The organism is Arthrobacter sp. TmtSoilC48 (assembly GCF_059739425.1).
The window spans coordinates 3,902,989-3,926,351 of sequence record NZ_AP046049.1 but is presented as its reverse complement, the minus strand read 5'-3'; the positions used below and the strand labels follow the sequence as shown (position 1 = coordinate 3,926,351).

Sequence of the window (23,363 nt, the reverse complement as noted above, 5' to 3'; positions counted from 1 at the left end):
TCGGACTCAAAGAACGGTGGGAGTTGTGAAACTCGAATTGAAGGGGATCTCGAAAGCCTTCGGGACCTTCTACGCCAACCAAGACATCGACCTCGTGGTCGAATCCGGCCAGATCCATTGCCTCCTCGGCGAAAACGGCGCCGGAAAATCAACCCTCATGAACGTGCTGTACGGACTCTATGAACCGACGGCCGGACAAATCCTCGTTGACGACAAGACGGTCAACTTCCGCGGCCCGGGCGATGCCATGGCTGCCGGTATCGGCATGGTGCACCAGCATTTCATGCTGGTGCCCGTCTTCACTGTCGCCGAAAACGTGGCCCTCGGGGCAGAACCGACGTCCTTCGGCGGCGTCCTCAGCATTGATGAAACCCGGAAGAAAATCCGGGACATTTCAAAGAAGTACGGCTTCGACGTCGATCCGGACGCCTTGGTGGAGGACCTGCCCGTGGGCGTCCAGCAGCGCGTCGAGATCATCAAGGCCCTGGTCCGGGAGGCCAAGGTGCTCATCCTGGATGAACCCACAGCAGTCCTGACACCGCAGGAAACGGATGAGCTACTGGACATCATGCGCCAGCTCAAGGCAGCTGGCACATCGGTTGTGTTCATTTCGCACAAGCTTCGCGAAGTGAAGGCCGTCGCGGACGTCATCACGGTAATCCGCCGCGGCAAGGTAGTAGGGGACGCCCCGCCCACGGCCTCGGCCACGGAACTCGCCTCCATGATGGTTGGCCGCCCCGTTAGCCTGACCTTGGACAAAGCCGCCGCCCAGCCCAAGGAAACCACGTTCGTGGTGAAGGACCTGACAGTACGCGCGCCCAATGGAACCAACGTGGTTGACGGCATCAGCTTCGACATCGCCCAAGGCGAGATCCTCGCCGTCGCGGGTGTCCAGGGCAACGGCCAGACGGAACTTACGGAAGCCATTCTCGGTATCCAGCCGCACGTTACGGGATCCGTGACGCTGGACGGCAAGCAGCTCCTGGGCCTCCCGGTCAAGGACGTGCTGCGCTCCGGCGTCGGGTTCGTCCCGGAAGACCGCACAGTGGACGGCTTGGTGGGTCCCTTTTCTGTCGCCGAGAACCTGGTGCTGGACCTTTACGACCAAGCACCGTTTGCCAGCGGCATCAGCATGAAGCCCTCCAAGGTGGCAGAAAATGCCGAAGCCAAGATCCAGGAGTTTGACATCCGGACGCCGTCGGCGGGAGCCGCGGCCGGAACCCTCTCCGGTGGCAACCAGCAAAAAGTGGTCATGGCGCGCGAGCTATCCCGGCCGTTGCGGCTGTTCATCGCAAGCCAGCCCACGCGTGGCGTGGATGTTGGCTCCATCGAATTCCTGCATAAACGCATAGTCGCCGAGCGGGATGTGGGAACACCGGTGATGATCATTTCCACGGAACTCGATGAAGTGATCGAACTCGCGGACAGGATCGCCGTGCTTTACAAGGGGAAGCTCGTGGGCATTGTCCCTGCCGGAACTCCCCGCGACACGCTCGGCCTGATGATGGCCGGCGTTGGCCCGGAAGGAGGCTCCCATGACGAGTAACGACCAGACCCCCAGTAAGGACCAGACCCCCAGTAAGGACCAGACTCCCGAGGAATCTGCCTCGGAAGTACGCGCGGCGGACGTCGCACTCGATACCGCTGGTGGCACGCTGGAACCGTCCATCGTTCCCGTGTCCTCGCAGAGCGGGGGCACCAGTCACCAGCAAGGCAGCACGATGCGCAAGATCGTCACGGGCAGCGGCTTTGTCTCCGTCCTGGCGGTTATCGTGGCGCTGTTCCTGGGCGGTTTGCTCATTGCCAGCACGGACAAGAAGGTTGCCGAGAGCGCGGGTTACTTCTTCGCGCGGCCAACGGACTTCCTGCTGGCGCTGTGGAATGCCATGACAAAGAGCTACGTCGCGTTGTTCCAGGGCTCGGTCTTCAACCCCCGCCAAGGTTTCATGCCCCTGCTTGAAACCATGACGGTGGCCACGCCGCTGATCTGTGCAGGCCTCGGCGTTGCCCTGGCCTTCCGCGCAGGCTTGTTCAACATCGGCGCCCAAGGCCAGATCATCATCAGCGCCACGTTCGCTGCCTATGTCGGCTTCACGTGGCACTTGCCCTTCGGGCTCCACTTGCTGCTCGTCATCATCGTGGGCGTCCTCGGAGGCGCTGCCTGGGGTGCGATAGTTGGCATCCTCAAAGCCAGGACCGGGGCGCACGAGGTCATCGTGACCATCATGCTGAACTACGTTGCGCTGTTCCTTTTGGACTTCCTCCTGAACACCGCGGCTTTCCGGCGACCGGGGGACAACAGCCCCATCTCACCCCGGCTGGATGACACTGCCACCTACCCCGTGCTCATTCCAGATTCCCGGCTCCACCTGGGCTTCCTGGTAGCGGTGCTGCTGACGTACGGCGTGTGGTGGATGCTGAACCGCTCCACCATTGGCTTTGAGTTCCGCGCAGTCGGCGCCAACCCCGTGGCCGCGCGGACGGCCGGGGTCAAGGTACCCCGTGCCACCATCCTGGTGATGGCCTTTGCCGGCGCGCTCGCAGCCTTCGGCGGAGTTGCCCAGGTGGCCGGTACGGAAAAGGTGCTGACTGGCGGCGTAGCGGGCCAGATCGGCTTCGATGCCATCACGGTTGCCCTGCTTGGCCGAAGCACTCCGTGGGGCACGTTCTTCGCGGGCCTGCTCTTCGGTGCGTTCAGGGCGGGCGCGGTCCAGATGCAGATCCAAACGGGCACGCCGATCGACATCGTGTTGGTGGTTCAATCGCTGATCGTCCTGTTCATCGCAGCACCGCCATTGATCAGGTCGATCTTCAGGCTTGAGCCCAAGAAGAAGACCAAGACGCCTAGGGCTGCCCGGAAAGCTGCCCTTGCCAACGCCGCCGGAGGTGCCAAGTGAGCGCAACATCCACCGCCCCCATGGCGGGAGCAACAGCATTGCCCGGACTTCGCCCATCCTTGAAGGTCCCGGTTTCGCTCGGCGTCCTGGCTCTCATTGCGCTCGTCTTCTTCGGCCTCATGGGTCCGGACCAGACGGCCGAGATGAAGATCAGTGATCCCGGCGACGCCTTTGTCGTCCCGGCGCTGGCGATTCCAGGCCAGGTAGGTGGCATCGTCCTGGCCATCGTGCTCCTGGCCATGGCCGCTTACTCCATCTTCCTGTGGACGCGGGGAGAGCGATCACCCAAGTGGTTGCCCATCGCGTTTGCGGTGGTCTTCGTCTTCGCCTTGCTGGTATGGATTGTTGCCGGTGCGCGCCAGCCCTCAATCTCCCTTGCCGGCCTGGTTGCGGGTTCGGTGACGTTGGCTGTTCCCTTGGTGTTTGGCTCCCTCTCCGGCGTCTTGTGCGAGCGGGTTGGCGTGGTCAACATTGCTATTGAAGGCCAGTTGCTCTTTGGAGCCTTCACCGCCGCCTTGGTGGCAACGGTGACCGGCAGCCCGTACGTCGGCCTGATTGCTGCCGCAGCCGCCGGCGCAATCGTGTCCATGGTCCTCGCCGTCTTCAGCATCAAATACCTCGTCAACCAAATCATTGTGGGCGTTGTCCTGAATGTGCTGGTCTCCGGCCTCACGGGCTTCCTGTTCGGCACCGTCATGGTTCCCAACAAGGAGCAGTTCAACACCCCTGGCCGCCTGGATATCCTGCCGATTCCGTTCCTTTCGGACATTCCCATCATTGGGCCCATCCTGTTCAAGCAGTCCATCGCGGGCTACCTGATGTATGTGGCCGTGGCCGTAGTTTGGTTCGGCCTGTTCAAGACCCGTTGGGGCCTGCGCGTCCGCGCTGTCGGCGAGCACCCGCAGGCTGCGGACACCCTGGGCATCAACGTCAACGCCACCCGTTTCTGGAACGTGACGCTTGGCGGTGCGATCGCCGGCATCGGCGGTGCCGTGTTCACACTGGTGACCATCGACTCGTTCACCAAGGAAATCTCCGGTGGCCGTGGCTTCATCGCCCTGGCAGCCTTGATCTTCGGACGGTGGAATCCGATCGGAGCCTTCCTCGCCTCCCTGCTGTTCGGTTTTGCGTACAACCTGCAATCGATTCTGGGCATCATTGGAACCCCGGTTCCGAGCCAGTTCATGGCCATGCTGCCGTACCTGGTGACCATTTTCGCCGTCGCTGGTTTAGTGGGTAGGTCGCGGCCACCTGCCGCAAGCGGCATACCGTACGTGAAGGGTTGACGATGCCGACTCTTCATGAGAGGCGCGTCGATTGGCATGCGCTGGAAGAAGCTGCAGTACAGGCCATGGAGCGGGCCTATGCCCCGTATTCCAAGTTCCCGGTGGGGGCTGCGGCCCTCACCGAGGACGGCCGGATTGTCAGCGGCTGCAACGTGGAGAACGCCAGCTATGGACTGACGCTCTGCGCTGAGTGCGCGTTGGTGGGCCAGCTCCACATGACCGGTGGAGGCAGAATAGCGGCTTTCTACTGCGTCGATGGCGAAGGGAACGTCCTCATGCCGTGCGGGCGTTGCCGGCAGTTGCTCTACGAATTCCGGGCGCCCGGCATGCAGCTCATGACGACGCAGGGAATCAAGTCCATGGACCAGGTGCTGCCTGACGCCTTTGGTCCCGAAAACCTGGAGGAAAGCACGTGAGAAGCACCGAAGCCTTCGACGCCGTTCAGATCATTTCCATCAAACGCGACAAAGGCACGCTCACACCGGAACAGATCGACTGGACCATCGATGCCTACACACGCGGCGTGATTGCCGAGGAGCAGATGGCGGCGTTGAACATGGCGATCCTGCTCAACGGCATGAACCGTGAGGAAATCTCCCGCTGGACTTCGGCGATGATCGCCTCGGGGGAGCGGATGGACTTTTCCGCGCTGACAACGCCCGACGGCGGCCGGAAACCTACCAGCGATAAGCACTCCACCGGTGGGGTAGGGGACAAGATCACCCTGCCATTGGCTCCGCTGGTGGCAGTTTTCGGCGTCGCCGTTCCGCAGCTGTCCGGCCGCGGGCTCGGCCACACGGGCGGCACCTTGGACAAGCTCGAAGCGATCCCCGGGTGGCGCGCGAACTTGAGCAATGAGGAGATCATGGCCCAGCTCCAGGATGTGGGAGCGGTGATTTGTGCTGCCGGATCGGGTCTGGCACCGGCTGACAAGAAGCTCTACGCCCTGCGCGATGTCACGGGAACCGTCGAGGCAATCCCGCTGATCGCATCTTCGATCATGAGCAAGAAGATCGCGGAAGGCACGGGCTCGCTCGTGCTTGACGTGAAGGTGGGATCCGGTGCGTTCATGAAGGATGAGGCGCGGGCACGTGAGCTGGCGGAGACCATGGTGGCCTTGGGGAAGGACGCGGGTGTTCACACAGTGGCACTGATGACCGATATGTCCACGCCGCTGGGCCTGACAGCAGGCAACGCTATCGAGGTGGAGGAATCCGTGGAGGTGCTTGCGGGTGGCGGTCCGGAAGACGTCGTCGAACTGACTGTCCGCCTGGCCGAGGAGATGCTGGCCGGGGCCGGCATTCACGACGCCGATCCTGCGGCTGCCCTCAAGAATGGGCGCGCCATGGATGTCTGGAACCGGATGATCGAAGCACAGGGTGGCGATCCGCGCGCTGCGTTGCCGGTGGCGAAGGAATCCGAGGTTGTCTACGCCCCGGCCGACGGTGTCCTGGTGGAGCTCGATGCCCTCTCCGTTGGCGTTGCGGCGTGGCGCCTCGGAGCCGGCCGGGCCCGCAAGGAGGACAAAGTCCAGGCCGGAGCCGGTGTACGGCTGCACGCCAAACCGGGCGCGCTGGTCAGGGCCGGCGAACCGTTGATGACCCTGTTGACGGACACTCCTGAAAAGTTTGACAGGGCCAAGGAAGCACTGCAGGACGCCGTGGTGATTGCGCCTGAGGGCTCGAGACCGGCCCATCAGCTGATCATCGACAGGATCGCCTAGGCTTAGATCCTGTGCAGGCCATCAACGATTTCATCCTCGCCGCGGCCGGGCAGCCGTGGGTGTTGTTCCTTGTGTTGGCCTGCTGTCTGATCGACGGTTTCTTCCCACCGATTCCCAGCGAGTCAGTGGTGGTCGGCTTGAGTGCGGTCTCCGGCGGCGGAGGCTCACCCAACGTGTGGCTGCTCGGTGTGGTGGCTGCAATTGGCGCTTTCTCAGGCGACAATATTGCCTACTTGATCGGCCACCGCATCGGGATCCAGCGTTGGCGCTGGATGCGCACCCAGCGCATGCAAGGCGCGTTCCGCTGGGCCGGCAAGGAACTTCGACGGCGTTCGGCCTCACTCATCATGGTGGCGCGCTTCATTCCGATCGGACGGGTGGCGGTCAACCTGACGGCCGGTGCCACGCATTTCAACCACCGCCGCTTTATTGGGCTCACCGCAATGTCGGCCATCCTGTGGGCCAGCTATTCGGTGGTTCTGGGGTACTTCTTCGGGGTCTGGTTCGAGCACAACCATCTATTGGGTGCCGCGATTGCGATTGTGGTGGCGGTGATCCTGGGAATCATCATCGACCGCATCATCAGCAAGGTCCGGGGATCGGTTCCGCTGGACCGCAAGAACATCGCCGAAGGCACGAATGTCGCTGGGGAAGAAGCGCCGCCTCCACCCACGGTATGACACGGACGACGCCGGACGATCAGTCCGGCGGCTGAGGCCGGAACGCGGGGTCCACGAGTAGCGTTAAGTCAGTGATCCCGAGGCTGGGGCGTAGCGAACGACGTCCCGGCCATGGGACACTAAGAGCGACTTCCGTCACAGTGTCAAGTCATATTCGCCTAGGAGCTACCGCCGCGTGGAGTTTTTGAACCAAATGCTCGAGCATGCAGCAGGGCAGCCCTGGATTTATCCGGTCCTTCTGGTCTTCTTCTTCATTGACGGATTTGCCACCATCCTTCCCAGCGAAACAGCCATCGTTGGCCTCTCGGCACTGTCCCTCCACAATGGACAGCCCAACCTGTGGATCCTCGGCGGCACCGCATTGGTGGGTGCCATGGCAGGCGACAACATGGCCTACATGCTGGGCCGCAAAATTGGCTTGAACCGTTGGAAGTGGATGCGGCGCCCCAAGGTCCGGAAGATGTTCGCCTGGGCCCAGTATGAGCTCGACAAACGTGGGGCTGTCCTGATCTTCACGGCCCGGTATATTCCCTGGGGACGTGTGGCTGTGAACTACGTTGCCGGACAGACGGGATTCCGTCACAGGACATTCTTCTTCCTGGATGCCTTTGCCTGCGTCACCTGGGTTTGCTACTCCATCGGCATCGGACTCCTCGCAGGGCAATGGGTGCACAACAACCCGCTGCTTGGCGTGGGCATTGCAGTGGCGTTCGCGGTGATCCTGGGCATTGTCGTGGACCACGTCCTTCGCTGGTGGCACAAGTACCTGGAAAAGAAGGACCTGGAGAAGAAGGATCAGGCTGCCGCCGCTGCGGCAACTGCGATGGCGCCCACGACGAACCCGCAGGAGATGACCCCAAAGGCGGCCGCCGGCGTCGACCTCTCCAAGCCTGCTGGCTAAGCACCTGCGGTCCCCCTACAGTTAGTACGTGACTGAGCCCATTGTTGACGCTGCCCCTGCCCTCGACTTCGATTTGAAGAGCCTTCCCAAGGTTTCCCTCCATGACCACTTGGACGGGGGACTGCGGCCTGCAACCATCATTGAACTGGCGCACGCCGTCGGCCACACGCTGCCTTCCACTGATCCTGTTGCCTTGGGCCAATGGTTCCGGGAATCCGCGGACTCCGGTTCGCTGGTGCGGTACCTGGAAACGTTCGACCACACGATTGCCGTGATGCAGACCAAGGAGGGCTTGTTCCGGGTCGCCAAGGAATTCGTGGAAGACCTCGCCGAGGACGGCGTCGTCTACGGTGAAGTCCGGTGGGCCCCCGAACAGCACCTGCAGAAGGGCCTGACCCTGGATGAAGTGGTGGAAGCGGTCCAGGATGGCCTCGAAGCCGGCGTGGATGCGGCTGAAGAACGCGGCCAGCAGATCCAGGTCGGGCAACTCATCACTGCGATGCGCCACGCTGACCGCGGCCAGGAAATCGCGGAGCTGGCTGTTCGACACCGCGCCAACGGCGTTGTCGGTTTCGACATCGCGGGGGCCGAGGACGGCTTCCTGCCCTCACGGTTCAAGGACGCCTTCACCTACCTTGCCGAGAACAACTTCCCGGCCACGGTCCACGCCGGTGAGGCCGCAGGCCTGGACAGCATCCAGTCGGCGCTCGTGGACGGACGGGCTTTGCGGCTTGGGCACGGGGTGCGTATTGCCGAGGACATCGCGGTGGAGTTTGAGGACAACTCCGACGACGACGGCGAGGACACCATCGGCATGGTGACACTCGGCGGCGTGGCCGCCTGGGTGCGCGACCGCGGAATCGCCCTGGAAATCTGCCCGTCATCGAACCTCCAGACCGGTGCTATCTCCAGCTTCGGCGAAGGCATCGAGAGCCACCCGTTGGACATGCTTTTCCAGCTCGGTTTCAACGTCACCATCAACACGGACAACAGGCTCATGAGCGGTGTCACGTTGACGGACGAGTTCGAGCTCCTGGTGGAGACCTTCGACTACGACCTCGATGATTTGCTCGAACTGACGCTCAACGCCGCAGAGGCCGCCTTCCTACCATTGGACGAGCGTGAAGCTTTGGTCGAGTACATCAACGATGCCTACGCCAACCTCGGCTAAGGAGTCCGGCAACGGCATTTCGGAGCTGATCCGGACCATAGCCTCATTGCGCGAGCATTGCCCTTGGATGGGTGCGCTGACGCATGAGTCCCTGGTGGAGTACCTGATCGAGGAAGCTTACGAGGTTGTGGACTCGATTGAGGCCGGGGATTCGCCCGCCAGGGACGAGGAGCTTCGCGGCGAGCTGGGCGACGTACTGCTTCAAGTGGTGCTGCATGCCCGGCTTGCCGAGGAGCGCGGCAGCTTCGACTTTGATGCTGTGGCCCGCGGCATCAACGCGAAGATGGTCCGCCGCAATCCACACGTCTTCAAGCCGGACGGTTCGCTGCAGGCCACGTTCCCGGCGACGGTCGAGGAAATCATCCTGAAGTGGGATGCCGTGAAGCGTTCCGAGAAGCCCGGCGGTGCCGATCCGTTCGAGGGAATTCCACCGCACTTGCCTGCCTTGGCAGGGGCGCAAAAATCCCTGGACCGTGCTGCCCGTGCGGGTCTGTCGGTCGACGCCCAAAGCCGGGCAACCGCCGTCGGGCTTCCTGCGGTTCCAGACTCGGAAGAGGCGCTCGGTGAGCTGTTGCTCGCCGTCGTTGCCGGCGCCCGGGAGCAAGGGCTCGACGCCGAGCGTGCCCTCCGCGCAGCAGTTCGATCGTTTCAGAACGGGAAGGCCCGGCCTTCATGACGTGAGGAGTTTGAACCCGTTCCGTAACCTAAGCCACTCTCGACTACGCTAGTAGCGACGAGGACGTTGAGAATTTCCCTCCACATTCCTGTAATTTGCCCATAAGGAGCACATCCATGGCGCTTATCGATGCCATCCACGCCCGCGAAATCCTTGATTCCCGCGGAAACCCGACCGTAGAAGTTGAGGTCCTGCTTTCCGACGGCCAGATCGGCCGCGCAGCAGTTCCCTCCGGCGCCTCCACCGGCGAACACGAAGCTGTTGAACTCCGCGACGGCGACAAGGGCCGTTACCTCGGCAAGGGTGTCCAGAAGGCCGTTGACGCGGTCATCGACGAGATCTCGCCGGCACTCATTGGTTTCGACGCAACGGACCAGCGCAGCATCGACCAGGCCATGATCGACCTCGACGGCACCCCGAACAAGAGCAAGCTCGGCGCCAACGCCATCTTGGGTGTTTCCCTGGCCGTTGCCAACGCAGCCGCTGCTTCCTCGGACCTGCCGCTGTACAAGTACCTCGGTGGCCCGAACGCACACGTCCTGCCGGTTCCGCTGATGAACATCCTCAACGGTGGCTCGCACGCCGACTCCGATGTTGACATCCAGGAATTCATGATCGCCCCGATCGGTGCCGAGACCTTCTCCGAAGGCCTCCGCTGGGGCGTTGAGGTGTACCACAACCTCAAGGCTGTCCTTCAGGAAAAGGGCCTCTCCACGGGCCTCGGCGACGAAGGTGGCTTTGCCCCCAACCTGCCGTCCAACCGCGCTGCACTGGACCTGATCCAGGAAGCCATCAAGAACGCCGGCTACACCCCGGGCACGGACATCGCCCTTGCCCTGGACGTAGCATCCTCCGAGTTCTACAAGGACGGTGCATACCAGTTCGAAGGCAAGGCACTGACCGCCTCGGAAATGAGCGCCTACTACGCCGAGCTCGTTGCAGACTACCCGCTGGTCTCCATTGAAGACCCGCTGGACGAGAACGACTGGGAAGGCTGGAAGACCCTCACCGACACCATCGGTGACAAGGTCCAGCTTGTTGGCGATGACCTCTTCGTCACCAACCCGGTCCGCCTGCAGCAGGGAATCAGCGCCGCCACGGCCAACTCCCTGCTGGTCAAGGTCAACCAGATCGGTTCCCTGACCGAGACCCTGGACGCCGTTTCCCTGGCCCAGCGTTCCGGTTACACCACCATCACCTCGCACCGCTCCGGCGAAACCGAGGACACCACCATTGCTGACATCGCCGTTGCCACCAACGCGGGCCAGATCAAGACCGGTGCCCCGGCCCGCTCCGAGCGCGTCGCAAAGTACAACCAGCTCCTGCGCATCGAAGAAGAACTCGACGACGCCGCACGCTACGCCGGCCGCAGCGCGTTCCCGCGTTTCAAGGGCTAGCATTCCGCGAAAACAGCTGACCGGTGGCTATGGTGGAAAGACCATAGCCACCGGTTCTGTTTAACGCTTGCCTGCGGAGCCGCGGGCACAGCAGGACCTACGCAAGTTCCCCACACGTACGTTACGCGCAGGGCAAGCGCAGCAACCAGCCAGGCAAGCACCGGGCATTACAGGAGTGTCATGGCCACCCGTCGTCCAAAGGTTCCCAGGGCCGACGCCCTCGGAAGGCCAAACAGCGCAGGAAGGCCGAACAGCGCAGGAAGGCCAAACAGCGCAGGCACGGCCAACGGCCCGGCACGGCCCGCTACGGCAGGCAAGCCAAACAGTGCAGGCCATGCCGACGGGGACGTCATCGAGGCAGAGTTCGGCGCCTCCCGCGCCCCTGCGGAATCCTCGACGCCGGCAACGGCCGCCAGAAAAACCCGGGCTCCCAAAACCCCGGGCAGCGGCAAGAGCCCAGCCACCAAAACCACGGGCAGCGGCAAGAGCCCAGCCACCAGGACGAGCCCCGCCGCGTCCACGAAAGCTTCAAGCAAGGCCTCCGGCAACAGTGCCGGTGATGCCCAGGACCTCGATCCCGTACCGGCCAAGGCGTTCTCGGGCAGGATGCTCGCGCTGGCCGTCGTCATGATTGCCATCACCATCATGCTGGCGCCCACGGTCCGGATTTTCCTGGAGAAACGGGCCGAAATCTCAGCGTTGGAGGCCGAGATCGCCAGCAAACAGGCAGAGCAGGCGGAGCTGAACAAGCAGCTTTCCCGGTGGCAGGATCCCAACTACGTGAAACAGCAGGCCCGCGACCGCATTAACATGGTTATGCCGGGTGAAACGGGTTACTGGGTATTTGGCGGGGAAGAAGCCGCCGGTACCCCTGGGGGCCGCACCGGCTCCGGCTCATCCGCAAACCCGGCAAACCTGCCCTGGGTGGATGCGCTCTGGGAGTCAATCAGACGATCGGCAACAGACTAGACGCGGTGCCCGCCGCCGTCGTGTTCCTTCCGGGACATGGCCAAAAGGGCAGGAAGGTTGGCAGCGCAAGTGGAAGAGAACACGGCAGCCATGCCGCAGGAATCCCGCCAGCCATCAGCACACGACCTCGATGTCCTCAGCCGCCAGCTGGGCAGGCCGGTGCGGGACGTGGTGGAGATTCCCGCACGCTGCGTATGTGGGAATCCGCTCGTGGCGGCCACGGCGCCCCGGCTCAGCAACGGGACACCATTTCCCACGACGTTCTACTTGACCCACCCGGTCATCACGTCCGCTGTGTCGCGCCTGGAAGCGGGCGGGCTGATGAACGAGATGAATGATCGGCTTACCGCGGACCAGGAACTTGCGGATGCCTACCAAGGTGCCCACGAGGCCTACCTGCAGGCGCGCAACGAGATCGCTGGACGTTCCGGGACCGGTGCCGTGCCGGAAATCGACGGGATCTCCGCTGGCGGCATGCCCACCCGCGTCAAGTGCTTGCACGTCCTGGTTGGCCACTCGCTGGCTGTCGGTCCCGGGGTCAACCCGCTGGGCGATGAGGCCCTGGAAGCAATTTCGGAGTGGTGGACCAAGGATCGTTGCTACTGCGATGGCGCCTGGGACACTGCGGGCGAGGCGCCCTCGAGGGATCTGAGCCGTCATGGTCCTCAAGGTTTGCCTGACATCGTGGGTCGCCTGGCACCGGTCCGTAAACCCAAGGCCGGGTCCGTCAGCGAAGTGGTGGAGGACGCATGAGCCGCGTTGCTGCCATTGACTGCGGAACCAACTCCATCCGTCTCCTCATTGCCGATGCCTCGGCGAACGGGGCACCCGGGCCGCTGACCGACGTCGTGCGTGAAATGCGTGTGGTGCGGCTTGGCCAGGGCGTGGATGCCACCGGAGAACTTGCTCCCGAGGCCTTGGAACGCACCTTCTCCGCCACAGCGGACTATGCAGCGCTTATCCGCGAACACGGTGCCACGCGCGTGCGCTTTGCCGCCACCTCGGCCACCCGCGACGCCAGGAACCGCCAGGTTTTCGTTGACGGGATCCGTGAGCTTCTGGGTGTGGAGCCTGAAGTTATCTCGGGTGATGAGGAAGCTGCGCTGTCCTTCGCAGGGGCAAGCAGTGTTTTGCCGGTAACGGGGGATGACGCCGTGCTGGTGGTTGACCTGGGCGGTGGCAGCACCGAATTCGTCCTCGGCGATGCCCATGGCGTGATTGCTGCGCGTTCGGTGGACATTGGCTGTGTACGGTTGACCGAACGGCACCTTCGCAGCGACCCGCCTACGGCGGCGCAAATTGCAGCGGCAGAGGCCGACGTCGACGCCGCACTCGACCTCGCCGCTCAGACAGTCCCGTTGGACCGTGCCACAGCCGTGGTTGGCGTCGCGGGTTCCATCACCACCATCACTGCGCACGCCCTGGGCCTCAGCGAATATCAGCCGGACCGGATCCACGGCGCCTACCTGGACATTGAAACCATCAGCGACGCGTGCACCAGCCTGCTGGAGATGACCCGCGACGAGCGGGCGGTCCTTCCCTACATGCACCCGGGCCGCGTGGACGTTATTGGAGCTGGAGCCCTGGTGTGGCGGCGCATCCTGGAAAGGCTTGCTGCCGTGGGCAACGGTGCCATCGGCGGTGCAATTTCGAGCGAGCACGACATCCTGGACGGGATTGCCCTGAGTATCCGGGACTCCGCATGACCCTGCGATGCCACCGCCTGCTTTCTGCTGCCCTGGCCACGATGCTGGCCGGGGGAGCGTTGGCGGGTGCGCTGTTGACTGCACCGGCAGCGATGGCGGACGCCTGGCGGGACAAGGAGTACTGGCTCAAGGAATCGGGAATCACGAATGCCTGGCAGGTCTCCAAGGGTGCAGGAGTCAAGGTCGCCATCATCGATAGCGGCGTTGACGGGAACCACCCTGACCTCAAGGGCGTCGTCGTGGGCGGAACGGACGTTTCCGGAGCCGGGGCGCCCAACGGACAGAAAAGCATAGGCGCCAAGACAGAGCACGGAACCCTTGTGGCCACCATGCTTGCCGGGCGCGGCCACACCACGCCCACAGCTTCCCCGTCGCCCTCAGCCTCACCGACGGTTCCTCCTGCCGGGGGACCGGACGGGATCATCGGCGTCGCGCCTGAAGCGGAGATCCTGGCAGTGTCCACCTGGCTGGGGTCACCTAATCCGGGAGGCAAGACGGACCAGGAACAGATTCCGGACGCCGTGCGCTGGGCCGTGGACAATGGCGCGAAGGTCATCAATATTTCCCTGGGCAGCACCTCACCGGTTTGGCCTCAAAGTTGGGATGCCGCCTTCCTGTATGCCGAGCAAAAGGATGTGGTGATCGTCGCCGCCGCGGGCAACCGGGTGGGTGGCAACGTGCAGGTTGGCGCTCCTGCCACCATTCCCGGCGTGCTCACCGTGGCAGGGCTCGACGGCGATGGCCGGGCCAGCGTCGACTCCTCCTCCCAGGGGATCAGCATTGGCGTTGCAGCACCGGCAGAAAATCTGTTGGGAGGCCTTCCCGGGGGCGGATACGCGCAATGGGCTGGAACGTCCGGGTCCGCGCCCATCGTTTCCGGCGTGGCTGCGCTCATCCGGTCCAAGTGGCCTGACATGAGCGCGAAGCAGGTCATCAACAGGATTGTGAGCACGGCCAAGGATGCCGGTGCCCCGGGCAAGGACCCCCTTTACGGCTACGGCGTGCTCAACGCAGAGGCAGCGCTGAAGGATCAGGTAGAGACAACAAGCACCAATCCGCTCGGCTCGATCGCGGACTGGATCCGCGTCCACCGGCGAGGTGACTTCAGTACGCCCTCCGAGGCCCCTGTGGCCAGTCCTACAAGCGCTGCACCCACCTTGGCAGATCCGACGGTTCCTGTCGCCGCCACTCCTGCACAAGTGGATGATGCCCTTCCGGCCGCTGTCGTACTCGGATTCGGCGGCATTTTCGCAGTGATCATCGTGGGCGCATCCATTCAGCTGCGCAGGGTCGCCAAGAACCCTTCCACTGCCGGGGAAGAGGCAGAAACTGGAACGCTGGAAGCGGTGGATCCACCCACCCGGAAGTAGCTAGTGAAGATTTTCACAAAGTGCTGTACTCTGGTTTCATGGCAACCACCCCAGAGCTCATTGACCGTCCCCGGGTTCTCGTCGTCGGCGGCGGCTACGTCGGCCTGTACGTAGCCCTTAAACTGCAGAAGAAGATCGCGAATGCAGGTGGCATCGTCACCGTCGTAGATCCACTGCCCTACATGACGTACCAGCCGTTCCTCCCCGAGGTCGCTGGTGGCAACATCGAGGCACGCCACGCCGTCGTCTCCCACCGTCAGCACCTCAAGCAGACCGAACTCATCCAGGGCCGCGTCACCAGCATCGACCACGCAAACCGCACTGCGGTCGTGGCTCCTGCCAATGGTGAAGCTCCGTTCGAGGTTCCGTACTTCGACGTCGTCATCGCAGCCGGTGCCATCACCCGCACGTTCCCCATCAAGGGCCTCGCCGACAAGGGCATCGGCCTGAAGACCATTGAGGAAGCCGTAGCACTTCGCAACAAGGTGCTGGAGCGCATCGAAGCCGCTTCCACCATGACGGACCCCGCAGAGCGCGCCAAGGCCCTCACCTTCGTGGTTGTCGGTGGCGGTTTTGCAGGCATCGAATGCCTCACCGAAATGGAAGACCTCGCCCGCGCAGCGGTCAAGAACAACCCGCGTGTCCGCCAGGAAGAAGTCCGCTTCATCCTCGTCGAAGCCATGGGCCGCATCATGCCCGAGGTCACCGCATCCCAGGCCGAGTGGGTCGTAGAGCACCTGCGTAGCCGCGATATCGAGGTCCTCCTCAACACCTCCCTGGACAGCGCAGAGGGCAACCTCAAGCTGATCAACCTCCCGGACAAGACGTCCGCCGGTGAAGTCGAAGCTGACACCCTCGTGTGGGCTGCCGGTGTGCAGGCCAACCCGATGATCCGCTCAACGGACTTCCCGCTGGAACCGCGCGGCCGTGTCCGCGTCCTCCCGGACCTCCGTATTGCCGGCGACGAAGGCATTGTCGAGAACGCTTGGGCAGCCGGCGACATCGCCGCTGTTCCGGACCTCACGGGCAAGGGCCTGCCGGACGGTACCTGTGTGCCGAATGCCCAGCATGCGCTCCGCCAGGCAAAGAAGCTCGCCAAGAACCTGTGGGCTTCCCGCTGGGACAAGCCGCTGCACGACTACAAGCACAAGAACCTTGGTGCTGTTGCCGGCTTCGGCGAGTGGAAGGGCGTTGCCAACATCAACCTGCTCGGCCGCATCGGCCTCAAGGGCGGCCTCGCATGGCTGGCACACCGTGGCTACCACGGAATGGCGATGCCCACGGTTGAGCGCAAGTTCCGCGTGATCTTCGGCTGGATTCTGGCCTTCTTCGCTGGCCGCGACACCACGCAGCTGATTGACCTGGACAACCCACGTGGCGCATTCGTTGCAGCTGCAACCCCGGCCCCCAAGCCGGCTGCTGCACCTGCACCTGCTCCCGCGCCTGCTGTTGCGGAAAAGCCTGCCGAGGACAAGACTCCGGTATCGGCTGACGCCAAGTAGTACACGTCCGACGACGGCTGCTCCCTCAGGGGAGTGGCCGTCGTCGTTTAAGCTGTTGCCATGCTTGGCGAAACCGATCTGAAGACCCTCCTGGAGTCCCTGCATCCTGTCATCAGGGATGGTGACTATGTGTACGCTCTCTGGCCGCACGGCAAACCGCTGGAAGGCGACATCGAGGCCGCCGTCCGGGAGGCCGAAGGTTTGACCGTGGTGCTGCGGCGCGACGAAGCGGACAGGCTTGGTCTTTCCTACGATTTCGTGGCCGCCTGGATCACGCTCCAGATCCATTCCGCCTTGGAAGCCGTGGGTTTGACGGCGGCCGTGAGTGCGGCGCTGACGCACGCAGGCATCAGCTGCAACGTCCTGGCGGGCTTTCATCATGACCACTTACTGGTCCCCGTGGTGGAAGCGGACCGCGCTGTGGACGTGTTGCGTTTGCTGGCCCGGGGAGTGGTCCTGCGGACGGAGCGGCCAGAAGACCGTCCTGAAATCCTGGAACTGACCGCCCGGACCTTTTCGGTGTCTCCAGTGACCGGCGAGCCGGTCCAGGGGACGCCCTTGGAGGTTGGATTGCTGCGCGAGCTCTTCGAGTGCGACGAGTACATTCCAGAGTTGAGCATCGTAGCTGAGATCGGCGGGGACATTGTTGGCCACGCCATCAGTACCCGTGGCTGGATCGGCGACCTGGAACTTGTGGGGTTGGGTCCCATCGGAGTGCTTCCCCAGTTTCAACGACGCGGCGTCGGCTCGGCCCTCATGCGTGAGACCGCCGCGCGTGCCACGGCGGCAGGGGAGCCTGCCATAGCTTTGTTGGGCAGCCCCCTGTACTACCCGCGCTTCGGCTACGTTCCGGCCACCTCCCTGGGTGTGGAACCGCCCGAGGCTGCCTGGGGCGATCACTTCCAGCTGCTGCCGCTTCCGGCATGGCCCGACGGCGTTCGGGGGACCTTTCGCTACGCGGCGCCATTCGAACGTGTGTAGCTGGGATACCATGGTGCGGGCGCCCCAGTAGCCCAATTGGCAGAGGCAGCGGACTTAAAATCCGCGTGTTGTGGGTTCGAGTCCCACCTGGGGCACAAATGGAAGGGGAGGAGGTTACCTCTCCTTCCATTTTCTTGCCCCAGTTTATTGGCCGCATTCTTCATATACTTTTCCCAGCAGGCTCGTAGATTCCCCACAGGCAACGAGTGTTATAGGGATGTGACCTGAATCACTTATCTTCCCGGATCAATTGCACTAGTTTGAGTCTTAATCAGGAACACCTGAGTTATCGCATCAAAGGCAGTTCGCACCTTTCGATCGAGGAGACAACGAATGTTTGATCTTTCCCAAGCGGCGCCCCGAGCCGCCAAGCTTACAGCGCTTGGCATTGGGGTTGCCCTCCTGGCCACAGCTTGTGGTGGGTCCTCCACGCCAAGCCAGACCGGGTCCAGTTCCGCCGCCGCTGCAGGCATCTCCTGCCCGGCTCCGAGTGCAGGGGCGGGAGCCGGCAACAGCCAGGCTGCTACCAACACGGGACCCGTACCTCCCTCGACCACCACTACCGCCACTCCTCTCAAGCTTGGATCGCTGCTGCCGACGACGGGGTCGCTCGCGTTCCTCGGCCCACCGGAAATTGCTGGCGTCAACCTCGGTATCAAGGAAGTCAATGATGCCGGCGGCGTCCTGGGCGCTCCTGTTGCCGTTGTGCACCGTGACTCCGGTGACACCAAGACCGACATCGCAACCCAGTCCACCACCGCCCTCCTGGGCCAGGGCGTGAGCGCAATCATCGGTGCGGCTTCGTCCGGTGTTTCCAAGACTGTTATCAACCAGATCACGGGCGCTGGGGTCATCCAGTTCTCGCCGGCGAACACGTCCCCTGACTTCACTACATGGGACGACAAGGGCCTGTACTGGCGTACCGCTCCCTCCGACGTCCTGCAGGGCAAGGTCCTGGGCAACTACATGGCTACCTGTGGTGCCCAGACCGTGGGCATGATCGTCCTCAACGACGCCTACGGCACGGGCCTGCAGAAGAACGTCAAGGAAGCCTTTGAGGCCGCTGGCGGCAAGGTTGTAGCCGAGGAACTCTTCAACGAGGGTGACTCGCAGTTCAGCAGCCAGGTGGACAAGGTCATCGCCGCCAAGCCCGACGCAATCGCACTGATCACCTTCGACCAGGCAAAGAGCATCGTCCCCCTGATCACCGGCAAGGGAATCAAGCCCACGCAGCTGTTCATGGTTGACGGCAACACCTCGGACTACAGCAAGGACTTCCAGGCCGGCACCTTGAAGGGCGCACAGGGAACCATCCCTGGTACGTTCGCCAAGGACGCCTTCAAGCAGAAGCTCCTCGCCATCGATCCTGCACTGAAGGATTACAGCTACGCAGGCGAGTCCTACGACGCCGTGAACCTGATCTCGCTGGCCTCTGAAGCTGCCAAGAGCACCAAGGGCACGGACATTGCAGCCAAGCTCAAGGACGTTTCCCAAGGTGGCGAGAAGTGCACCGACTTCGCCTCCTGCGTAACCCTGCTTCGCCAGGGCAAGGACATCGACTACGACGGCCAGTCGGGTCCGGTAACGTTCTCCGACGCCGGTGACCCCACCGAGGCGTACATCGGTATCTACGAATACCAGGACAACAACACCTACAAGCCGGTCCGCGAAGAGTTCGGCAAGCTCTAAGCCAAATCCTGACTCGACCGCAACCGGAACAGGTCCCCTTCCTCTCGGAAGGGGACCTGTTCTGCTTCATAGGGGTGTGTTGTGGGGCTGGTATGCGTGGGCGTAGAGCAGGCCTGGCAACGGGCATACGAAGGAGGGCCTCGCAACGGCCGCACATGAAGGAGGGCCCTGGGTATACCCAAGGCCCTCCGTGCGTGCGTGATGCGGCTCCTAGACCTCGTCGGCCAGGGTTCCCAGGTACAACTGGATGACCTTGGGGTCCTTCATGAGTTCGCGACCCGTGCCCGTGTAGGCGTCCTTCCCTTGGTCCAGGACATAGCCGCGGTCGCAGATCTGCAGGCAGCGCCGCGCGTTCTGTTCCACCATGATGACTGAGACGCCAGCGCGGTTGATCTCATGGACCCGCAGGAACGTCTCGTCCTGCTTGACGGGGGAGAGGCCCGCCGATGGCTCGTCGAGCAGGAGTACCGCGGGATCCATCATGAGTGCCCGCCCCATGGCTACCATCTGACGCTCACCGCCTGAGAGGGAACCGGCCCGCTGGGCACGTCGCTTGGCCAGTTCGGGGAAGAGGCTGGCAACGAAGTCGAACCGCTCGGCGAAGTCCTTGGGCCGCTGGAACATGCCCATCTGGAGGTTCTCTTCGATGGTGAGCGTGGCGAAGACGTTGTTGGTCTGGGGTACAAAACCGACGCCCTGCGTGACAAGCTTGTTGGCCTTCAGACCGGTGAGATCCTGCCCTCTGACCACCACAGTGCCGGAGTGGACCTTGACCAGGCCGAACATGGCTTTCAGCAGGGTGGACTTACCGGCGCCGTTGGGGCCGATAATTCCAATCAGTTCACCCTTGCGGGCCTCGATGGAGCAACCGTTGAGGATGTTGACGCCAGGAATGTAGCCAGCCACGAGGTTGGTGACTTTGACGACGGAATCGCTGGCGGGTGCATCTGCTGAGGCGGGCATTGCGCTGGTGCTGCTCATTTCCCGTCCTCCTTCTTGGTTTCTACGATGTCGGAGAGGATACCTGCGTCTTCCGTTCCCACCACCGACTCTTCGTCGGCCTCGAGTTCTGCTTCGAGCACCTTGATGCCTTCTGCGTCGCCGAGGTCGACGTCGTGGTGTGCGCCAAGGTAGGCGTCGATCACGGCAGGGTTCTTCATGACCTCGCCGGGAGGCCCTTCGGCCACGATCTTTCCTTCTGCCATGACCACTACCCAGTCTGCGATGTGGCGCACCATGTTCATGTCGTGCTCCACGAACAGGACCGTCATGCCTTCAGCCTTGAGGTTCTTGATGTGGTCCAGGAGGGACTGCGTCAGTGCCGGGTTCACGCCGGCCATCGGCTCGTCGAGCATGACGAGCTTGGGCCTGACCATGAGGGACCGTGCCATTTCCAGGAGCTTACGCTGGCCGCCGGAGAGTGAAGCGGCGTAGTCATCCTTCTTGGTGTCCAGCTTGAACTTCTCCAAGAGCACGTGTGCCTGTGCTGTGATCTCCTTCTCGCGGCCACCCCAGATGCCCTTGAACAGGGCTTTGGAAAGACGCTCGCCTGGCTGGTCCGCGGCACCGAGCCGCATGTTTTCCATGACTGTCAGCTTGCCCATGACTTTGGTCAGCTGGAATGTCCGCACCATGCCCATGCGTGCCACTTTGTAGGACGAGACGCCGGCAATGCTGTTTCCTTCGAACTGCCACTTGCCCGTGTTTGGCGTGTCGAAGCCGGTGAGCAGGTTGAACAGTGTGGTCTTGCCGGCACCGTTCGGCCCGATCAATGCAGTGATCTTGTGGCGCGGGATCTCCAGGTATTCCACGTCCACGGCGTTGATGCCGCCGAAGGAACGGGTGACGTTTTCGGCCACGACGATCGGATCGCGCTTTTTGCAGCCGGGGGTGTTTTCCCCGACCGCAATGGGGCGGGAATCGGTCATGTAGTCGATGCCTGCCTCGTCGCTTGGCGTAGCGCGGTGGGCAGAACTACCACTGCTGGAAGGCGTAGCTGGGTTCATTGGGTTGTTGCTGTTGTGTTCGTTGGTCTCACTCATGCGAAAGCAAGCTCCTTCTTATTGCCGAAGACGCCTTGCGGGCGGAAGATCATCAGGAGCATCAGGGCCACACCAACAAGGATGTAGCGCAGCTGGCCGGCCTGAACGGTGGTCAGCCAGGTGATGACTCCGGATTCGATGAGCCCATAAAGCAGGCTCTGCGTCAGCGAGAGCACTACCCAGAAGATCATGGCTCCGATCACCGGGCCCAGGACGGTTGCCATGCCGCCGAGCAGGAGACAGGTCCAAAGGAAGAACGTGAGCTCCGTGCCGTAGTTGGACGGTTGGACGGCGCCGCGGGGGAGGGTGAAGATCATGCCTGCAAGGGCACCCAGGATGCCGCCGATGATAAGGGCCTGCATCTTGTAGGAGTAGACGTTCTTACCAAGTGACCGAACGGCGTTCTCGTCCTCGCGGATGCCCTTCAGGACGCGGCCCCATGGGCTGCGCATCAGCAGCCAGACAAGCAGGCAGCAAATAATGACCAGGCCCCAACCGACAACGCGGATGAAGAAGTCACGGTTGTTCATGCCCATGTAGGACCCCTCGGGGAAGGGATTCATGGAGTAGAAGCCACCCTCGAACGCGGCCAGTCCGTTTGCCGAACCCGTGACGCTGGTGAGCTGGTTGGTAGTGACAACGTAACGCACAATTTCTGCTGCCGCGATCGTGACGATAGCGAGGTAGTCCGCCCGCAGGCGCAGGGTCGGAATGCCCAGGATAAAGGCGAAGATCACCGAACACAGGACCGCGATAAGCAGCCCGATGAAGAACGGCGTCTTGAAGGTCAACGTGGAGATGGCGAAGCCGTAGGCTCCCACTGCCATGAATCCGGCCTGGCCGAAGTTCAAAAGGCCTGAGTAGCCGAAGTGGACGGCGAGGCCCAGAGCAGCAAGTGCGTAGGCCGCCGTCGTCGGGCTGAACAATTCGCCAAGGGCGCTGGAAAGAATAAATCCGAAGTCCATGGCCCGCTCCTAACCCACACGCTCACGCCGGCCGAGGATACCCTGCGGTCGGAACAGAAGGACAACAATCATGATGAACAAGGCGCCAACGTACTTGAGGTCGGCAGGGAGGCCAAAGACAGTCGTCAACTCCACGAAGATCCCGACGACGATGGAGCCGATCAGGGCACCGAAGACAGTTCCCAGGCCACCGAGCGTCACGCCGGCGAAGATGAGCAGCAGGATTTGCGAGCCCATGTCGAAGGTCACGCCAGGCCGGTAGTAGGCCCACAGGATGCCGCCGAGGGAAGCGAGGACGCCGCCAACAATCCACACGAGCCGGATGACCGAGTCGACGTCGATGCCGGAAGCAGCCGCCAGGGCAGGATTGTCTGCCACCGCCCGGGTTGCTTTACCCAGACGGGTCTTCAACAGGACGATGCCGATCAGGGCAATCACCACGGCACTGATCAACAGGGACCACAGGTTGTTCGGAGAGATGGAGATGGGCCCGATCTGGACTTCGGCGCTTTGGGCTCCGGGCAGCTGTTGGGTTGCGCCGCCAAAGAAGAACTGGATGACGTAGCGGATAGCCAGTGCCAGGCCGATGCTGACAATCATCATGGGCACCAGGCCCGAGCCGCGCCGTCGCAGAGGCCGCCAGAGCCCGGCATCCTGGACATACCCGAAGAGCCCGCCGCCGATCAGCGAGAGCAGGATGGCCAGCCAGAACGGCAAACCAAAACCGTTGAACATGAACACCAAGACAGCGCCCATGGTTACCATCTCGCCGTGGGCGAAGTTGGTAAGGCCTGTGGTACCGAAGATGAGGGACAATCCCACGGAGGCAAGTGCCAGGAGCAGGCCGAAGCTCAGTCCTGCAACGAGGCGATTGAGGAGGTTTTGGCCGAAGTCCTGCTGCTGGACGACGATGCCTTTGCCGAACGCGAAGATCACCGACAGGTTGGACGTTTGGTTGAACGTGACATCGCGGGGATTCTCCTGGCCGTCGGCCAGCTTGATGCCCTCCGGCAAGGTGGAGGTATCCAGCTCAACCCTGTACGTGCCCTGCACCGGGACGCCAATGCTCCAGGCGCCGTTGGCTCCGGAGGTTGCTTCGCCTTCGAATCCGTTGCCCGAGGCCTTGATCTTCACGCCCGGTATGGGAGCACGGGCGTCGTCGCGGAGGAAGCCGCTGATATTGTTCTGGAAATTCGTTGGGGATGGCGAAGGCGAGGGGGTGGTAGCCTCCGCCGAGGGGGCGGCGATCAACAGAGCGGCAATGAGGGCTGCGAAGAACGCCCCCACGGCTCTCTGCAGTCCCTTGGACCGTCTCATGGACGGGTCGCGCAGTGTGCTTCTCAAAATGGAAACCTCCACAGTGGGGGTGGTCCCGGCTGCGCCATTGCAGCCGGTGCGAACGGTCATG

At 62.8% G+C, this 23,363-nt stretch carries 21 protein-coding genes and 1 tRNA gene; 18 read left to right on the top strand and 4 right to left on the bottom strand.

Annotated elements, in window-relative coordinates:
- Window positions 1–25: 25 nt before the first annotated feature.
- The 18 genes from AC6I97_RS18075 (at window position 26) to AC6I97_RS17990 (ending at window position 18,948) form a co-directional block, all read left to right on the top strand.
- Window positions 26–1,546, top strand: a complete 1,521-nt coding sequence (locus tag AC6I97_RS18075; protein WP_497945766.1) for an ABC transporter ATP-binding protein — start codon at window positions 26–28, stop codon at window positions 1,544–1,546.
- Window positions 1,536–2,897, top strand: a complete 1,362-nt coding sequence (locus tag AC6I97_RS18070; protein WP_497945764.1) for an ABC transporter permease — start codon at window positions 1,536–1,538, stop codon at window positions 2,895–2,897. Before AC6I97_RS18075 ends, AC6I97_RS18070 begins: the two co-directional genes overlap by 11 nt.
- Window positions 2,894–4,183, top strand: coding sequence for an ABC transporter permease (locus tag AC6I97_RS18065; protein WP_497945760.1), 1,290 nt, complete (start codon window positions 2,894–2,896; stop codon window positions 4,181–4,183). The genes AC6I97_RS18070 and AC6I97_RS18065 overlap by 4 nt, the downstream gene beginning before the upstream one ends.
- Before the next feature lie 2 nt (window positions 4,184–4,185).
- Window positions 4,186–4,599, top strand: a complete 414-nt coding sequence (locus AC6I97_RS18060) for a cytidine deaminase (protein WP_224091549.1) — start codon at window positions 4,186–4,188, stop codon at window positions 4,597–4,599.
- Window positions 4,596–5,906 carry a thymidine phosphorylase gene (locus tag AC6I97_RS18055; protein ID WP_497945757.1) on the top strand — a complete coding sequence of 437 codons (1,311 nt, stop codon included), beginning with the start codon at window positions 4,596–4,598 and terminating at the stop codon, window positions 5,904–5,906. Before AC6I97_RS18060 ends, AC6I97_RS18055 begins: the two co-directional genes overlap by 4 nt.
- A gap of 11 nt (window positions 5,907–5,917) precedes the next feature.
- Window positions 5,918–6,586 carry a DedA family protein gene (locus AC6I97_RS18050; protein WP_309931629.1) on the top strand — a complete coding sequence of 223 codons (669 nt, stop codon included), beginning with the start codon at window positions 5,918–5,920 and terminating at the stop codon, window positions 6,584–6,586.
- 193 nt (window positions 6,587–6,779) lie between these two features.
- Window positions 6,780–7,487 carry a DedA family protein gene (locus tag AC6I97_RS18045; RefSeq protein ID WP_497947181.1) on the top strand — a complete coding sequence of 236 codons (708 nt, stop codon included), beginning with the start codon at window positions 6,780–6,782 and terminating at the stop codon, window positions 7,485–7,487.
- 28 nt (window positions 7,488–7,515) lie between these two features.
- A complete protein-coding gene (locus tag AC6I97_RS18040; protein WP_224166802.1) occupies window positions 7,516–8,658 on the top strand; it encodes an adenosine deaminase in 1,143 nt (380 codons plus the stop codon).
- The gene (locus tag AC6I97_RS18035) at window positions 8,636–9,334 is read left to right on the top strand and encodes a MazG nucleotide pyrophosphohydrolase domain-containing protein (RefSeq protein ID WP_497945753.1); all 699 of its coding nucleotides are present in this window, start codon (window positions 8,636–8,638) and stop codon (window positions 9,332–9,334) included. Before AC6I97_RS18040 ends, AC6I97_RS18035 begins: the two co-directional genes overlap by 23 nt.
- A 116-nt stretch (window positions 9,335–9,450) precedes the next feature.
- A complete protein-coding gene (gene eno / locus AC6I97_RS18030; protein WP_216924896.1) occupies window positions 9,451–10,731 on the top strand; it encodes a phosphopyruvate hydratase in 1,281 nt (426 codons plus the stop codon).
- Window positions 10,732–10,911: 180 nt separating this feature from the next.
- A complete protein-coding gene (locus AC6I97_RS18025; protein WP_497945750.1) occupies window positions 10,912–11,700 on the top strand; it encodes an FtsB family cell division protein in 789 nt (262 codons plus the stop codon).
- 69 nt (window positions 11,701–11,769) lie between these two features.
- The gene (locus tag AC6I97_RS18020) at window positions 11,770–12,453 is read left to right on the top strand and encodes a DUF501 domain-containing protein (RefSeq protein ID WP_497945747.1); all 684 of its coding nucleotides are present in this window, start codon (window positions 11,770–11,772) and stop codon (window positions 12,451–12,453) included.
- On the top strand, window positions 12,450–13,406 hold the full coding sequence (locus AC6I97_RS18015) for a Ppx/GppA phosphatase family protein (RefSeq protein ID WP_497945746.1): 957 nt from the start codon (window positions 12,450–12,452) through the stop codon (window positions 13,404–13,406). The genes AC6I97_RS18020 and AC6I97_RS18015 overlap by 4 nt, the downstream gene beginning before the upstream one ends.
- Window positions 13,403–14,776 carry a S8 family serine peptidase gene (locus tag AC6I97_RS18010; RefSeq protein ID WP_497945744.1) on the top strand — a complete coding sequence of 458 codons (1,374 nt, stop codon included), beginning with the start codon at window positions 13,403–13,405 and terminating at the stop codon, window positions 14,774–14,776. Before AC6I97_RS18015 ends, AC6I97_RS18010 begins: the two co-directional genes overlap by 4 nt.
- Before the next feature lie 38 nt (window positions 14,777–14,814).
- Window positions 14,815–16,278, top strand: a complete 1,464-nt coding sequence (locus tag AC6I97_RS18005; protein ID WP_224166808.1) for an NAD(P)/FAD-dependent oxidoreductase — start codon at window positions 14,815–14,817, stop codon at window positions 16,276–16,278.
- 60 nt (window positions 16,279–16,338) lie between these two features.
- Complete coding sequence (locus AC6I97_RS18000) at window positions 16,339–17,259, top strand: N-acetyltransferase (RefSeq protein ID WP_497945741.1); 921 nt, start codon at window positions 16,339–16,341, stop codon at window positions 17,257–17,259.
- A 21-nt stretch (window positions 17,260–17,280) separates the two neighbouring features.
- Window positions 17,281–17,354 (top strand) — tRNA-Leu (locus AC6I97_RS17995).
- A gap of 238 nt (window positions 17,355–17,592) precedes the next feature.
- On the top strand, window positions 17,593–18,948 hold the full coding sequence (locus AC6I97_RS17990; RefSeq protein WP_224166810.1) for an ABC transporter substrate-binding protein: 1,356 nt from the start codon (window positions 17,593–17,595) through the stop codon (window positions 18,946–18,948).
- Window positions 18,949–19,158: 210 nt separating this feature from the next.
- Here the strand turns inward: AC6I97_RS17990 and AC6I97_RS17985 are convergent, their stop codons facing one another.
- Genes AC6I97_RS17985 through AC6I97_RS17970 form a run of 4 tightly spaced genes read right to left on the bottom strand, consistent with a single transcriptional unit; the run spans window position 19,159 to window position 23,362 of the window.
- Window positions 19,159–19,929, bottom strand: a complete 771-nt coding sequence (locus AC6I97_RS17985; protein ID WP_224091581.1) for an ABC transporter ATP-binding protein — start codon at window positions 19,927–19,929, stop codon at window positions 19,159–19,161.
- Window positions 19,926–20,990 (bottom strand): ABC transporter ATP-binding protein, encoded by a 1,065-nt coding sequence (locus AC6I97_RS17980; RefSeq protein ID WP_396133576.1) that lies wholly within the window; start codon window positions 20,988–20,990, stop codon window positions 19,926–19,928. The genes AC6I97_RS17985 and AC6I97_RS17980 overlap by 4 nt, the downstream gene beginning before the upstream one ends.
- Entirely contained in the window at window positions 20,987–21,955 is a 969-nt protein-coding gene (locus AC6I97_RS17975; protein ID WP_216924904.1) for a branched-chain amino acid ABC transporter permease, read from the bottom strand. Before AC6I97_RS17975 ends, AC6I97_RS17980 begins: the two co-directional genes overlap by 4 nt.
- A 9-nt stretch (window positions 21,956–21,964) precedes the next feature.
- Window positions 21,965–23,362: a branched-chain amino acid ABC transporter permease gene (locus AC6I97_RS17970; RefSeq protein WP_497945739.1), complete on the bottom strand. Its 1,398-nt coding sequence runs from the start codon at window positions 23,360–23,362 to the stop codon at window positions 21,965–21,967.
- Between the last annotated feature and the right edge of the window lies 1 nt (window position 23,363).

Coding starts and splice junctions, on each gene's coding strand:
- AC6I97_RS17980 (WP_396133576.1), bottom strand. CDS start 20,990: ATGAGTGAGACCAACGAACACAACAGCAACAACCCAATGAACCCAGCT.
- AC6I97_RS18015 (WP_497945746.1), top strand. CDS start 12,450: ATGAGCCGCGTTGCTGCCATTGACTGCGGAACCAACTCCATCCGTCTC.
- AC6I97_RS18035 (WP_497945753.1), top strand. CDS start 8,636: ATGCCTACGCCAACCTCGGCTAAGGAGTCCGGCAACGGCATTTCGGAG.
- AC6I97_RS18070 (WP_497945764.1), top strand. CDS start 1,536: ATGACGAGTAACGACCAGACCCCCAGTAAGGACCAGACCCCCAGTAAG.
- AC6I97_RS18060 (WP_224091549.1), top strand. CDS start 4,186: ATGCCGACTCTTCATGAGAGGCGCGTCGATTGGCATGCGCTGGAAGAA.
- AC6I97_RS18025 (WP_497945750.1), top strand. CDS start 10,912: ATGGCCACCCGTCGTCCAAAGGTTCCCAGGGCCGACGCCCTCGGAAGG.
- AC6I97_RS17975 (WP_216924904.1), bottom strand. CDS start 21,955: ATGGACTTCGGATTTATTCTTTCCAGCGCCCTTGGCGAATTGTTCAGC.
- eno (WP_216924896.1), top strand. CDS start 9,451: ATGGCGCTTATCGATGCCATCCACGCCCGCGAAATCCTTGATTCCCGC.
- AC6I97_RS18010 (WP_497945744.1), top strand. CDS start 13,403: ATGACCCTGCGATGCCACCGCCTGCTTTCTGCTGCCCTGGCCACGATG.
- AC6I97_RS18045 (WP_497947181.1), top strand. CDS start 6,780: ATGCTCGAGCATGCAGCAGGGCAGCCCTGGATTTATCCGGTCCTTCTG.
- AC6I97_RS17985 (WP_224091581.1), bottom strand. CDS start 19,929: ATGAGCAGCACCAGCGCAATGCCCGCCTCAGCAGATGCACCCGCCAGC.
- AC6I97_RS18005 (WP_224166808.1), top strand. CDS start 14,815: ATGGCAACCACCCCAGAGCTCATTGACCGTCCCCGGGTTCTCGTCGTC.
- AC6I97_RS17970 (WP_497945739.1), bottom strand. CDS start 23,362: ATGACCGTTCGCACCGGCTGCAATGGCGCAGCCGGGACCACCCCCACT.
- AC6I97_RS17990 (WP_224166810.1), top strand. CDS start 17,593: ATGTTTGATCTTTCCCAAGCGGCGCCCCGAGCCGCCAAGCTTACAGCG.
- AC6I97_RS18000 (WP_497945741.1), top strand. CDS start 16,339: ATGCTTGGCGAAACCGATCTGAAGACCCTCCTGGAGTCCCTGCATCCT.